Source organism: Ferdinandcohnia sp. GQ5, assembly GCF_059759275.1.
The window spans coordinates 254,697-268,191 of the sequence record NZ_JCAXEW010000003.1; the positions used below are offsets into that span (position 1 = coordinate 254,697).

Here is a 13,495-nt window from a genome sequence, read left to right on the forward strand (position 1 = left end):
GCAAGTAAGCACGATAAAAAAGAAGGGATTGGTCCAATATCAATCAAATCCGTTTGAATTATACGGGCGAAATGGAAAAGGCAATGCATCAGGCACATGGGATTGGTTACAAAGATTACTGTCGAAAGTTCAAAGAGCGTATGCGGGTTGAGGTTAATCGAGAAAAGGACTATAAACAAGGTCTAATGATTATTGCTCAAATAGGCAAAGTGAACATCTAAATAGATATATTACGATTGCGAAACCCAGTGCCCACCACACTGGGTTTCTATATTATAGAATGAATTATCGGAATCTGTGAAAAATATACTGAGGATTTGAATACTTACCATTGGATAACATCTATTCTCCCTTACATATCCTTGTAATTTATGTTATCTTAATTGTTGGACAAGATTTAAATTTTTTCTTCTCATTTAATGCATAATACAACAAAACTTATATTAAAAAAATGTATCACGAGTGTGAATGTGTAAAGGTTGATATCACTTTGAATTTGATATAAGATTGTAATGAGAATAAAATGAGAATGAAGTTTTGACTTAATGTGTCAATACTATACAAAATATTTTCGTTTAATGGAGGTAGTAGTTATGGCAGGATCAACTTTAGTTATTAAGGATCTTCATGTCGAAATCGAAGGCAAGAAGATTTTAAAAGGGGTTAACCTTGAAATAAACGGTGGAGAAATTCACGCAATCATGGGACCAAATGGTACAGGTAAGTCAACTTTATCATCTGCAATCATGGGCCACCCTAAATATGAAGTAACAAGCGGAAGCATCACTCTTGATGGTGAAGATGTGTTAGAAATGGAAGTTGATGAGCGTGCACGCGCTGGACTTTTCTTAGCAATGCAATATCCAAGTGAAATCAATGGTGTAACAAACGCAGACTTCCTTCGTTCTGCAATTAATGCACGTCGTGAAGAAGGTGATGAAATTTCATTAATGAAATTCATCCGTACAATGGATAAAAACATGGAATATCTAGAAATGGATCCTGACATGGCTCAACGTTACCTTAACGAGGGCTTCTCAGGTGGGGAAAAGAAACGTAACGAAATCCTACAATTAATGATGTTAGAGCCTAAGATTGCAATCCTTGATGAGATTGACTCAGGACTTGATATCGATGCGTTGAAGGTTGTTTCTAAAGGAATTAATGAAATGCGCGGAGAAGAGTTTGGTTGCTTAATTATCACTCACTACCAACGCTTACTTAACTATATTACACCAGATAAAGTTCATGTAATGATGCAAGGACGTATTGTGAAATCAGGTGGACCAGAACTTGCACAACGTCTAGAAGCTGAAGGATATGATTGGATTAAGAAAGAATTAGGAATCGAAGATGAAACTGTAGGTCAAGAAGCGTAAGCGTAAGGAGGATTATTATGACAATCGATACGAAATTACCATTTGATAAAGATTATGTCAGAGGTTTTTCGTCTACTCTTGGTGAACCAAGCTGGTTACAGGAACTTCGCTTACAAGCTCTTGAAAAAGCAGAAGACCTTCCAATGCCAAGACCGGATAAAACAAAAATTGATAAATGGAACTTTACACAATTTGCAAATCATGTTGTGGAAAGTGCACCTTATAACTCAATTGACGAACTACCTGAAGAAATTAAATCATTAATTCATGTTGAAGAAGATAAGAATATATATATTCAACGTGACAACACTCCAGCCTTTATCTCACTTTCAGATGATTTAAAAGCAAGTGGTGTTATTTTTACTGATATTCATACAGCTGCTCGTGAACATAGTGACCTTCTTCAAAAGTATTTTATGAAAGAAGCCGTCAAGGTTGATGAACACCGTCTAACTGCACTGCATGCTGCATTGGTTAATGGTGGTGCATTTGTTTATGTTCCTAAGAATGTTGAAGTGTCCGTTCCACTTCAAACTGTATTTATTCAAGAGAATGGTGCATCCGCACTATTTAACCATGTAATCGTAGTTGCTGAAGATAATAGTTCAGTTACTTATGTTGAAAACTATATTTCTACAACAGATTCTGCAAATACAGTTGTAAATATTGTTTCAGAAGTTATAGCAGGCAGCAATGCTAAAGTTACTTACGGAGCTGTTGATGCTTTAGCTACAGGAAACACAACTTACGTAACTCGTCGTGGAGTAATCGGTCGTGACAGTAAAGTTGAATGGGCTCTCGGACTTATGAATGATGGTGATACCATTTCCGAAAATATCACTAACTTAGTTGGAGACGGCTCATATGCTGATACAAAGACCGTTGTTGTAGGTCGTGGCGAGCAAAAGCAGAACTTTACGACAAGAATTACTCACCATGGTAAGAATTCTGAAGGATATATTCTTAAACATGGTGTTATGAAGGATAGCGCAAGCTCTATCTTTAATGGTATTGGGCATATCGAACATGGCGCTTCTAAATCGAATGCTGAACAAGAATCAAGAGTATTGATGCTTAGCGAAAAAGCACGTGGAGATGCAAATCCAATTTTACTTATTGATGAAGATGATGTAACAGCAGGTCACGCTGCATCTGTTGGTAGGGTTGACCCTGTTCAATTATATTACTTAATGAGCCGTGGTATTCCACAGATGGAAGCAGAGCGCCTAGTCATTCATGGTTTCCTTGCACCTGTTGTAAACCAACTTCCAATTGAAGGAGTTAAGAAACAACTTGTTGAGGTAATTGAAAGGAAAGTAAAATAATGAATATCCAAGATATTCGTTCCATGTTCCCAATCTTACATCAAGAGGTAAATGGAAAACCGCTTGTCTATTTAGACAGCGCTGCTACATCTCAAAAACCTGTTACTGTAATTGAAACGCTGGATCGCTATTATCGAGAATACAACTCAAATGTTCACCGTGGTGTTCACACCCTAGGTACAAAAGCAACTGATGCTTATGAGAATGCACGTGAAAAAGTTAGAAAATTTATCAATGCATCTTCTATTCAAGAGGTTATTTTTACCCGGGGAACAACATCTGCAATCAATACAATTGCAGCAAGTTATGGACGCGATAATCTCGGTGAGGGCGATGAGATTGTCATTACCTATATGGAGCACCATGCCAATATTATTCCTTGGCAACAAATTGCTAAACGAACAGGTGCGAAGTTAAAGTATATTCCTCTACAAGAGGACGGTTCGATTGATCTCAAGGATGTTGAAGATATTGTTACGAGTCAGACAAAAATTGTTGCTGTGATGATGGTCTCTAACGTTCTTGGTGCAATAAATCCAATTAAAGAAATTGCAGAAATTGCACACCGAAATGGTGCTGTCATGGTTGTTGATGGAGCACAAGCTGCGCCACATCTAAAAATCGATGTAAAAGACCTCGATTGTGACTTCCTAGCTTTTTCAGGCCATAAAATGTGCGGACCTACTGGTATCGGTGTATTATATGGCAAAAAAGCATTGCTTGAAAAAATGGAGCCAGTTGAAACAGGTGGGGAAATGATCGATTTCGTTGACCTATACGAATCAACATGGAAAGAGCTCCCATGGAAATTTGAAGCTGGAACTCCTATTATTGCAGGAGCAATTGGTTTAGGTGCTGCAATCGACTTTTTAGAAGATATTGGTTTAGACAATATTCTTGCGCATGAGCACAAGTTAGCATCACATGCTATCGAGCGATTGTCACAAGTAGAGGGTTTAACTATTTATGGCCCTAAGCATCGTGCGGGAGTAGTAACTTTCAATATTGAAGATGTCCACCCACACGATGTTGCAACTGTTCTAGATGCTGAAGGTATTGCTGTAAGAGCTGGACATCACTGTGCCCAACCACTTATGAAATGGTTAAAGGTATCAGCAACTGCCCGTGCAAGTTTTTACCTCTATAATACAGAAGAAGAAATTGATAAACTAGTTGAAGGACTCATAAAAACAAAGGAGTATTTCAGCAATGGATTCTAGAATAAACCTTGATACCTTGTACCGACAAGTAATAATGGATCATTATAAAAAGCCAAGAAATCGAGGAGTTATCCAAGATGGGGCATTAACAATTGATATGAATAACCCAACCTGTGGAGACCGAATTCATCTTACATTAAAAGTTGATGATGGAGTCGTTCAAGATGCTAAATTCGATGGAGAAGGTTGTTCCATTTCAATGTCATCCGCATCAATGATGACTCAAGCGATTAAAGGCAGAAAAATTGAAGATGCATTAAAAATGTCACAAATCTTCTCAGAAATGATGCTAGGAAAAGAATATGATGATAGCATTGATTTAGGAGACATTGAAGCACTTCAGGGCGTTTCAAAATTCCCAGCACGTATTAAATGTGCGACATTAGCTTGGAAGGCAATGGAAAAGGGATTTAAGAACGAACAAAATGAATCGTGATTGATTTCTCCTAACATTTTGTTATGAGGATTCCTCACATAGAATGGAGTGAAGTAGAATGGCAAAGAAAATGCCTGAAATTGGCGATTATAAATATGGCTTTGCAGATAAAGACGTTTCCATCTTCCGTTCAGAACGTGGTTTAACAAAGGAAATTGTTGAAGAAATCTCACGCATGAAAGAAGAGCCTCAGTGGATGTTAGACTTCCGTCTTAAATCCTTAGAGCATTTTTACAACATGCCTATGCCACAATGGGGTGGAGACCTTAATAGCTTAAACTTTGATGAGATTACGTATTACGTAAAACCATCTGAGAAATCCGAAAAGTCATGGGACGAAGTTCCTGAAGAAATTAAAGCAACTTTTGATAAGTTAGGTATTCCTGAAGCTGAACAAAAATATCTTGCTGGTGTTTCAGCCCAGTACGAATCAGAGGTTGTATACCATAATATGAAGGAAGACCTGGAAGAACTAGGAATTGTATTTAAGGATACAGATTCTGCTCTTAAAGAGAATGAAGATATTTTCCGTGAGCACTGGGCAAAGGTTATTCCTCCAACTGATAACAAGTTCGCGGCATTGAACTCAGCAGTTTGGTCTGGTGGATCATTTATCTACGTACCACCAGGTGTTAAGGTTGATACACCACTTCAAGCATATTTCCGTATCAACTCTGAAAACATGGGGCAATTCGAGCGTACATTAATTATTGTTGATGAGGGTGCAAGCGTACATTATGTTGAAGGATGTACTGCTCCTGTTTATACAACAAACTCACTACACAGTGCTGTTGTTGAAATCATCATTAAAAAAGATGCGTACTGCCGTTATACAACTATTCAAAACTGGGCTAACAACGTGTATAACCTAGTTACAAAACGTGCAGTTTGTGATGCGAATGCAACAATGGAATGGATCGATGGTAACATTGGTTCAAAATTAACAATGAAATATCCAGCTGTTATCCTTCGTGGTGAAGGAGCGCGTGGTATGACTCTTTCCATTGCAATTGCTGGTAAATGTCAACACCAGGATGCGGGTGCGAAAATGACTCACCTTGCTCCAAATACGTCTTCTACTATCGTATCGAAGTCTATTGCTAAACACGGTGGTAAAGTAACATACCGTGGTATTGTACACTTCGGACGTAGAGCACATGGAGCACGTTCTAATATCGAATGTGATACGTTAATCATGGATAATCAGTCGACATCTGATACAATTCCATATAATGAAATTTTAAATGACAATATTTCATTAGAGCATGAAGCTAAGGTATCTAAAGTATCTGAAGAACAACTATTCTATCTAATGAGCCGTGGTATTTCTGAGCAAGAAGCTACTGAAATGATCGTAATGGGCTTTATCGAGCCATTTACTAAAGAGCTTCCAATGGAATATGCTGTTGAAATGAACCGCTTAATCAAATTCGAAATGGAAGGTTCTATCGGTTAATAAGAAAACTTGCAATAACTCGTTTGAGATACTCTCAAGCGAGTTATTTTTGTACATAATCGTAATAGGAGGTGACTCCATGATTTATATTGGTGTAACTGGCTGGGGTGACCACGATAGTCTATATACAGCAGGAACTACACCCAGTGATAAACTAAAAGAATATGCTGGTCACTTTCCAATTGTCGAGGTGGATGCGTCTTTCTATGCCATTCAGCCTAAACGTAATGTGGAAAAATGGCTGAGAGACACACCTGAATCTTTTCAATTCATTGTTAAAGCTTATCAGGGGATGACAGGTCATCAACGTGGAGAAATTCCATTTGAATCAAAGGAAGACATGTTTGATGCTTTTCGTTTGTCACTGGAACCTTATCAACAAGCAAATAAGCTTGCCATGGTTTTATTTCAATTTCCTCCATGGTATGATTGTAAACGAGAAAATGTAGACTACTTAAGGTGGTGCAAGCAACAGATGGGAGAAATTTCCTGTAGCGCTTGAATTCCGCCATCAATCATGGTTTTCACCACAACTAAAAAAACAAACATTACAATTTATGGAACAGGAAGGCTGGATTCATAGTATTTGCGATGAGCCACAGGCAGGCCAAGGGTCAATTCCGACAGTCCTCCATCCAACCGATAAACTAAAAACGCTCGTACGTTTCCATGGCAGAAATGTTCATGGCTGGACAAAGCCAAAACAAGGCAATTGGCGTGATGTGCGTTATTTATATAAGTATAATAAAGAAGAGCTAGAAGAATGGATCCACCATGTGCAGAAACTTAATCAATCAAGTGAGACCATCTACGTATTGTTTAATAACAATTCAGGTGGGGATGCGGCAGACAATGCTAAACAATTTATTGATATGCTCGGAATCGAATATAGAGGTTTAGCGCCGAGGCAATTAGACTTTTTTAGCTAGTAAAAACTATACTAAATTTAAATTGAAATACAAAAGTGAAGTACCTAAAGAAGAAGTCCATAGCATTTTAAACAGGCAAAAAGGAGGTGTAGGGATTGATTGAAACCGTACATATTTATCATACAAACGATCTCCATAGCCATTTTGACCGATGGCCTAAAATCACAAAATATATCACAGAAATGAGAAAACTTCATCAGGCTAACAATGAGGAAATGCTCTTAATTGATATTGGTGACCATATTGATCGCTTTCATCCAATTTCAGAAGCATCCCATGGCAAATTGAATGTGCAGCTCTTAAACCAACTTCAATACGATTATGCTACTATCGGTAACAACGAAGGAATTACGATGTCTTATGAACATCTGGATTCTTTATATGAAGAGGCAGAATTTAAGGTCTTGCTTGCAAATCTATTCGACCGAAATGGGAAGTTACCTAACTGGGCAGATCCTTACCATATTCATGTCTTGCCAAGTGGATTTAGGATAGGAATCATCGGTTTAACGGTTCATTATATGGGGCTATATAAGCTGCTCGGCTGGAACGTCAAAGATCCTTTTGTTATCCTACAAGAAACAATCAATGAATTAAAAGACAAAACAGATATGATGCTTCTGATGTCCCATTTAGGAATCAATGAGGATGAGCAAATTGCAAGAGATTTCCCAGATGTTGATGTGCTACTTGGTGGGCACACACATCATCTTTTAGAAAATGGAAAGAGAATCAATAACACACTTCTATGCTGTGCGCAAAAATACGGGAATTATATTGGACATGTTACTCTTAAAATTGATACTGAGCACAAAAAGCTCATTGAAAGTGCTGCAAGTGTAATCCCTACGAAATCACTGTCAGAAAGTAAGGAAACAACTGAAATCCTTTCAGAGTACATGGCAAAAAGTATACACACCTTACAAAATGATGTTATTGCAGAAATTGACCAACCACTTCTAAGTGATTGGTTTGCGGAAAACTCATTTTCCAAGCTTTTAGCTGAGGTCCTTCGCGAATGGTGTGCAGGAGACATATCGATGGTGAACTCAGGGCTATTGCTTGACTCGCTTCCACCAGGAAAGGTAACAAGAGAAGACTTGCATCGAATTTGCCCACATCCTATTAATCCATGTAAGGTCTGGGTTAAGGGCGATGAACTGAAGGAAATTATTTTACAAGCAAACACAAAGGAAATGGAAAACCTCCATATTAAGGGTCTAGGATTCCGTGGAAAGGTAATGGGCAAAATGGTATATGACGGCGTAGAGCTTTACACTACAAAGCTTTCGGATGGATTAGATCACATTACCGATATTAAAATCAATGGGGAGGACCTCGATCCTGACAAAACGTATTCAATTGCTACCATTGATATGTTCACATTCGGTTCACTCTTTCCTGTCATACGGGATGCAAAGGATAAAAAATACTATATGCCAGAATTCTTACGAGATCTTTTAGCTGAAAAATTAAAAAACAATTAGCAAAACGTACTAAAGATACTTAGTCAAAAGGATTAGAGAAAGATAGGTCTATGACTAGTACTATTTCAAACACAAATCACTTTCCCGTTACATAAATTAGTTAGGGAAAGGAGTGTGCTAGGAATGGTCTCAATGACACCAATCGTAATTGATAATCATCAATTTACAGCCATTACCGTTAACCTGCCTAAGACAAATTTTATGGCAGTCACGAATGAAAATGGCTATATTATGTGCGGAGCTCTCGATGTTGCATTATTAAACGAAAAACTTAAAGAACGAGGCATTATTGCTGGTAGGGCAGTTGGTGTTCGTACAATCGAGCAATTACTGGAAGCCCCTCTTGAATCAATTACAATTGAAGCCGAAAACCGAGGCATTACAGTAGGCATGAAAGGCAGAGACGCCCTACTAAAAATGATCTAAAATTAACCTGAGAAGGTATACCATATAAAAGAACGTGGCATCACTTGAACATTGTCGAACAAAATAGTTATCGTACATCCCTCCTTACTTGCATACACATAGCTTGTAAGGGGGGATTTTCGTTTGGGAAAGTATAGAGCTCGTCTACAACCAAGAAGGAAAGGGCCCTTGCCTTTCCGTTACGTCTTCTTATTAACATTCGTATTTTTTATTCTCTCAACTGTTATTGGTTTATTCATTATTAACAAAGCGATAGAGCCCGCACTCATGGCATATGCTGAAAATGAAACGAAGAAGGTTGCTGCCACAGTTATTAAAAACGCTATTAACCAACAATTAAACGAGGAAGAATTGGTCCAAGAGGATTTAAGTATTGTGCAAACAGATGAAAATGGGAAAGTGATTAGTTACAATACTCAGGTCGTCAATAAAATGGCGACAAAGACACTCGGAAATATTGAGCGGTACTTAAAGTATGTAAATGAAGGTGAAATTAATAAACTTGAATATCCTGATTTAGAAATTGAAACGGATGATGCCAGTGGACAAACGGGCTTTGTTTTTAAAGTACCCCTTGGGGAAGCAACCAATAATGCCCTCTTAGGAAACTTAGGTCCACAAATACCAATTCGTTTTCATATGATTGGATTTGGAGAAACTACGCCACAAGGAAGAATTGATGAGTGGGGGATTAATAATGGGTGGTTTCAATATAATGTTCTTGCGACAGTGACGATGCAGGTTATTTTACCTTTCTCAACAGGAGAGGTTGAAATTGAAACAATTATCCCTGTAATCAATCAAAACATTTTACATGATGTTCCAGACTTCTATAATAATGGTGGGGATTCATCTCCTTCGATAGAGATACCGACAAATTAGTAAAAAATACTATACTAGAATAGTTGAATCTAAGTGAAAAATCAGATATACTAGCGATGGAATTAATAAAAATGAATACACCACCTTATCGGATCGATGAGGTAGAGGTGCAGAAAATAAGAGTAAACTATGTGAGGATGACAACGTAGATCATAGTTGAAAGGATTTTTTGCCGAAGCAAAAATAAACACGTCAATGTTATTTTTGTTGGGGTTGCCTTGAAAAAGGGTAACACTGTCATTATAGAAATGATCTATAATGGAGGGCTACTGATCGTGATGGAGGATAACATAACATTACAGAGAGTAATGATAGTTATTTTCTATCATACTCTCTTTTTGTCTTCTAAAGAGTATCTTCTTTCACCACGCCCTCCAAAATAACACTTGGAGGAATCACATATCATGTCTGGAACAATATATTCAATTATCCCACCGATCATTGCGCTTCTCATGGTTGTTTTAACAAGAAGGGTTTTACTATCACTTGGAGTCGGCATTGTTTCGGCTGCATTCATATTACATGGAAATGTACTAACGAATGAAGGAGTCGGATTTTGGCTACAAGACGTTTTACTCACTATCTGGAATAGCATTAAAGGAGTCTTCGTTTCAGAAGGCGCACTTAATACATGGAATGTATATATCATATTGTTTTTATTCTTATTAGGAGTTATTACTGCCTTTATCTCCATCTCTGGCGGTAGCCGTGCTTTTGGTGAATGGGCGCAAACAAAAGTAAGAACGAGAACGGGTGCACAGCTTTTAGCAGCTGTTTTAGGTGTTATTATTTTTATTGATGATTATTTTAATGCCTTGGCTGTTGGACAAGTAAGTAGACCAATTACAGACCGAAATAAAGTTTCACGTGCAAAGTTAGCCTATATTATTGATTCAACATCCGCACCAATTTGTGTTGTCTCACCAATTTCTAGCTGGGGTGCTTATATTATTGCAATCTTGGCACCTATCTTAGTAACACATGGTGTATCGGAGTTTTCTCCGTTATCTGCATTTATTCGAATGATTCCGTTAAACCTTTATGTACTCGTTTCGATTTTAATGGTAATAGCTGTAGCCATTTTTAATATTAATTTTGGTAGTATGAAAACCCATGAAAATCGTGCATTAACAACAGGGGAAGTAACAGACCCTGAAAAACCGGTATTAGGGGAATTAAAACAGGAATTACCTCAAAGTGAGAAAGGTACTGTTGGTGATTTGGTTTGGCCGATTATTGCATTAGTCGTCGGTACGGTTGGTTCCTTATTATGGACAGGCTATAGAGCTTCTGAAGGTAATATAACCATTTTTACAATTTTTGAAAATACGGATGTAACAGGATCTCTATTATCTGGTGGAATCCTAGGTATTCTTGTAACACTTATTTTATTCTTTGTTCAGGTTTATGCAAAAAAAGCTTTAAACATTGGACTTCTTCCTAAGGGAATTGTTGAAGGGATAAAATCAATGCTCCCAGCTGTATACATTTTACTATTTGCTTGGGTAATTGTTGACTTGATTGGACAAATTGAAACAGGTAAATATCTAGCGAGCCTCGTAGAAAGGTCTAATTTAAATATTGCATTTTTACCGGTCATATTATTTGTTGTAGCCGGCTTTATGGCATTTGCGACAGGGACGTCTTGGGGAACTTTTGGAATGATGCTTCCGATTGCAGGAGACATTGTAGCGGCATCAGATATTAATTTACTACTTCCTGCCTTAGCTGCTGTCCTAGCGGGTTCCGTGTTTGGTGATCATTGTTCACCAATATCAGATACAACTATTCTGTCCTCCACTGGAGCTGGAAGCCATCATATTGATCATGTAATGACACAGTTACCATATGCCATCACTTCCGCCGTTATCGCTATAATCGGATATATAGTACTAGGTCTTACAGGCAATACCTTATTAGGAGTGCTTACTACTTTACTGTTATTTGTTATTTTTGTTTTCACTATGAAAAACAGACAAAACGCATAGAATTACTATTCAAATGGTAACAATCAAACTTAACTAGTATATAAGAGACAAAGGTAATTAGAACCTTTGTCTCTTTTTTTTAAAAAGTATATTTCATTTTAAAATAACTTTTGACATAGAGATAAAGACTGGCTATACTAATAAATAGATTATAGAAAATAATCTGAAAATAGAAAAATTTCCAACTTCAGTCTAGTGCTAAAGGGCTAATACGGTAACGGGCTAAAGTGGAAAAGGGGAGGTTTGTTTTATGGATAATCGTCCACAGTGGGGGACGCGGGCAGGCTTCGTAATGGCTGCAATCGGTTCTGCGGTTGGTTTAGGTAATATATGGAGATTTCCATATGTTGCTTACGAAAATGGAGGAGGCGCATTCTTTCTACCATACCTATTTGCGATTTTAACAGCTGGTATACCAATCCTAATTCTCGAATTTACAATCGGACAAAAGTTTAGAGGATCAGCACCTTTGTCATTTTTCCGTTTAAATAAAAAGTTAGAATGGCTTGGGTGGTGGCAGGTATTAATTTCTTTCGTTATCGCCACCTATTATGCAGTTATTATCGCATGGGCAATTTCGTATACATTCTTTTCATTTAATAAAGCGTGGGGAGAAGATACAGGAGGATTCTTATTCTCTAAGTACTTACATTTAGCTGAAACTCCAGGAGAAGTTGGAGCGCCAGTACTTGGGGTTTTTGGGCCTTTAGTCGTTGTTTGGGCTATTACACTATTTATCCTATTTAAAGGCGTGAAAAAGGGGATTGAAAAAGCGAATAAGATTTTCATTCCTACACTATTAGTTATTTTTACGATTATCGTTATTCGTGCAGTAACACTTGAAGGAGCAAGCACGGGTCTAAATTCATTCTTCCAACCTAACTGGGATAAAATTATGTCTGGAGAGGTTTGGGTAGCGGCATACGGGCACATTTTCTTTAGTTTATCAATTGGTTTTGCAATTATGATTACTTATGCAAGTTATTTACCTAAAAAGTCCGATGTAGTAAACAATGCATTTATTACCGGTTTTGCAAACTCAGGTTTTGAACTATTAGCAGGTATCGGGGTATTCGCGGCATTAGGCTTTATGGCAGCACAAGCGAATGTACCTGTAGAAGAAGTAGCTAGTGCAGGTGTTGGTCTAGCATTTGCGGTCTTCCCGCAAATTATTAACCAAATGCCATTTGGCGAATTTTTCGGAGCGCTTTTCTTCTTGTCATTAGTATTTGCCGGATTAACGTCATTAATTTCGATTTGTGAAGTGTTCATTGCTGCAGTTCAAGACAAATTTAATCTTACACGTAACAAGGCAGTCATATATGGTGCAGGGTTAGCATCACTTATTTCAATCCTATATTCTACAAATGGAGGCTTATACTTCCTAGATGTAGTTGACTACTTCATTAACCAATTTGGTATTGCTGTTGCCGGTTTAGTTGAAGTAATACTTATTGCTTGGGTATTCAAGCAAATGAATCCATTACAAGCACATGCAAATGCGATTTCCGATATTCGTGCAGGTGGTTGGTGGAAGATTTGTTTAGGCGTAATTACACCAGTCGTTTTAGGATATATGATGTTTGACTTATTCAAGCAAAATATCCTTCAACAATTTGACAATGCAACTGGAAACTATGAAGGGTATGCAACTTCATTTATACTCTTCCCAGGTGTTTTCATTGCAGCAGGAGTCATTATATTAGGGATTGTGTTTTCACTTAAAAAGTGGGGAAGTGCAGCTTTAAATGACAACTACTCTTCTGGTAGTGACAAGGAGGTAGGACTATGACCGGTGGAGCAATTGCGATGATGATCATTGGGATGGTTATCTTATGGGGAGGATTAGTAGCAAGTATTGCACATGCTGCTAAAAAGGCTAAACAAGCGAAACAAGGTTAAAGAAATAATTATAAAAAGAGGGTCAAAATAGAACGGAGAAAGGCTGTGGTGAAAAATTTCCACAG

The 13,495-nt window shown here is 37.7% G+C and carries 12 protein-coding genes, 1 pseudogene and 1 riboswitch; all 13 genes and pseudogenes read left to right on the forward strand.

The window, feature by feature from the left end; genetic code table 11:
* Positions 1 to 71 precede the first annotated feature (71 nt).
* The 13 genes and pseudogenes from AC6CHV_RS05480 to AC6CHV_RS05540 all read left to right on the forward strand — a co-directional run bounded on the left by AC6CHV_RS05480 (position 72) and on the right by AC6CHV_RS05540 (position 13,430).
* Positions 72 to 221 carry a YuzK family famiily protein gene (locus tag AC6CHV_RS05480; protein WP_341330493.1) on the forward strand — a complete coding sequence of 50 codons (150 nt, stop codon included), beginning with the start codon at positions 72 to 74 and terminating at the stop codon, positions 219 to 221.
* Between the two features lie 372 nt (positions 222 to 593).
* Positions 594 to 1,379, forward strand: a complete 786-nt coding sequence (gene sufC / locus AC6CHV_RS05485) for a Fe-S cluster assembly ATPase SufC (protein WP_341330494.1) — start codon at positions 594 to 596, stop codon at positions 1,377 to 1,379.
* Positions 1,380 to 1,396: 17 nt separating this feature from the next.
* Positions 1,397 to 2,704 (forward strand): Fe-S cluster assembly protein SufD, encoded by a 1,308-nt coding sequence (sufD, locus tag AC6CHV_RS05490; RefSeq protein ID WP_341330495.1) that lies wholly within the window; start codon positions 1,397 to 1,399, stop codon positions 2,702 to 2,704.
* Positions 2,704 to 3,924, forward strand: coding sequence for a cysteine desulfurase (locus tag AC6CHV_RS05495; protein WP_341330496.1), 1,221 nt, complete (start codon positions 2,704 to 2,706; stop codon positions 3,922 to 3,924). The genes sufD and AC6CHV_RS05495 overlap by 1 nt, the downstream gene beginning before the upstream one ends.
* The gene (gene sufU / locus AC6CHV_RS05500) at positions 3,914 to 4,360 is read left to right on the forward strand and encodes a Fe-S cluster assembly sulfur transfer protein SufU (RefSeq protein WP_121446219.1); all 447 of its coding nucleotides are present in this window, start codon (positions 3,914 to 3,916) and stop codon (positions 4,358 to 4,360) included. Before AC6CHV_RS05495 ends, sufU begins: the two co-directional genes overlap by 11 nt.
* A gap of 58 nt (positions 4,361 to 4,418) precedes the next feature.
* Complete coding sequence (sufB, locus tag AC6CHV_RS05505; protein ID WP_498078288.1) at positions 4,419 to 5,816, forward strand: Fe-S cluster assembly protein SufB; 1,398 nt, start codon at positions 4,419 to 4,421, stop codon at positions 5,814 to 5,816.
* A gap of 79 nt (positions 5,817 to 5,895) precedes the next feature.
* Positions 5,896 to 6,745, forward strand: a pseudogene (locus AC6CHV_RS05510) (DUF72 domain-containing protein).
* 95 nt (positions 6,746 to 6,840) lie between these two features.
* Positions 6,841 to 8,232, forward strand: a complete 1,392-nt coding sequence (locus AC6CHV_RS05515; RefSeq protein ID WP_341330497.1) for a bifunctional metallophosphatase/5'-nucleotidase — start codon at positions 6,841 to 6,843, stop codon at positions 8,230 to 8,232.
* A gap of 123 nt (positions 8,233 to 8,355) precedes the next feature.
* Positions 8,356 to 8,658, forward strand: coding sequence for a DUF1805 domain-containing protein (locus tag AC6CHV_RS05520; RefSeq protein WP_121446215.1), 303 nt, complete (start codon positions 8,356 to 8,358; stop codon positions 8,656 to 8,658).
* A 123-nt stretch (positions 8,659 to 8,781) separates the two neighbouring features.
* Positions 8,782 to 9,540: a sporulation protein YunB gene (yunB, locus tag AC6CHV_RS05525; protein WP_341330498.1), complete on the forward strand. Its 759-nt coding sequence runs from the start codon at positions 8,782 to 8,784 to the stop codon at positions 9,538 to 9,540.
* Positions 9,541 to 9,634: 94 nt separating this feature from the next.
* Positions 9,635 to 9,817: riboswitch (Lysine riboswitch) on the forward strand.
* Positions 9,818 to 9,944: 127 nt separating this feature from the next.
* Positions 9,945 to 11,528 (forward strand): Na+/H+ antiporter NhaC family protein, encoded by a 1,584-nt coding sequence (locus AC6CHV_RS05530; RefSeq protein WP_498078289.1) that lies wholly within the window; start codon positions 9,945 to 9,947, stop codon positions 11,526 to 11,528.
* Positions 11,529 to 11,778: 250 nt separating this feature from the next.
* Positions 11,779 to 13,320: a sodium-dependent transporter gene (locus AC6CHV_RS05535; RefSeq protein ID WP_341330500.1), complete on the forward strand. Its 1,542-nt coding sequence runs from the start codon at positions 11,779 to 11,781 to the stop codon at positions 13,318 to 13,320.
* Positions 13,317 to 13,430, forward strand: coding sequence for a methionine/alanine import family NSS transporter small subunit (locus tag AC6CHV_RS05540; RefSeq protein WP_341330501.1), 114 nt, complete (start codon positions 13,317 to 13,319; stop codon positions 13,428 to 13,430). Before AC6CHV_RS05535 ends, AC6CHV_RS05540 begins: the two co-directional genes overlap by 4 nt.
* Positions 13,431 to 13,495 lie beyond the last annotated feature (65 nt).

Coding starts and splice junctions, on each gene's coding strand:
- AC6CHV_RS05540 (WP_341330501.1), top strand. CDS start 13,317: ATGACCGGTGGAGCAATTGCGATGATGATCATTGGGATGGTTATCTTA.
- sufB (WP_498078288.1), top strand. CDS start 4,419: ATGGCAAAGAAAATGCCTGAAATTGGCGATTATAAATATGGCTTTGCA.
- sufC (WP_341330494.1), top strand. CDS start 594: ATGGCAGGATCAACTTTAGTTATTAAGGATCTTCATGTCGAAATCGAA.
- sufU (WP_121446219.1), top strand. CDS start 3,914: ATGGATTCTAGAATAAACCTTGATACCTTGTACCGACAAGTAATAATG.
- AC6CHV_RS05530 (WP_498078289.1), top strand. CDS start 9,945: ATGTCTGGAACAATATATTCAATTATCCCACCGATCATTGCGCTTCTC.
- AC6CHV_RS05520 (WP_121446215.1), top strand. CDS start 8,356: ATGGTCTCAATGACACCAATCGTAATTGATAATCATCAATTTACAGCC.
- AC6CHV_RS05480 (WP_341330493.1), top strand. CDS start 72: ATGGAAAAGGCAATGCATCAGGCACATGGGATTGGTTACAAAGATTAC.
- AC6CHV_RS05495 (WP_341330496.1), top strand. CDS start 2,704: ATGAATATCCAAGATATTCGTTCCATGTTCCCAATCTTACATCAAGAG.
- AC6CHV_RS05535 (WP_341330500.1), top strand. CDS start 11,779: ATGGATAATCGTCCACAGTGGGGGACGCGGGCAGGCTTCGTAATGGCT.
- sufD (WP_341330495.1), top strand. CDS start 1,397: ATGACAATCGATACGAAATTACCATTTGATAAAGATTATGTCAGAGGT.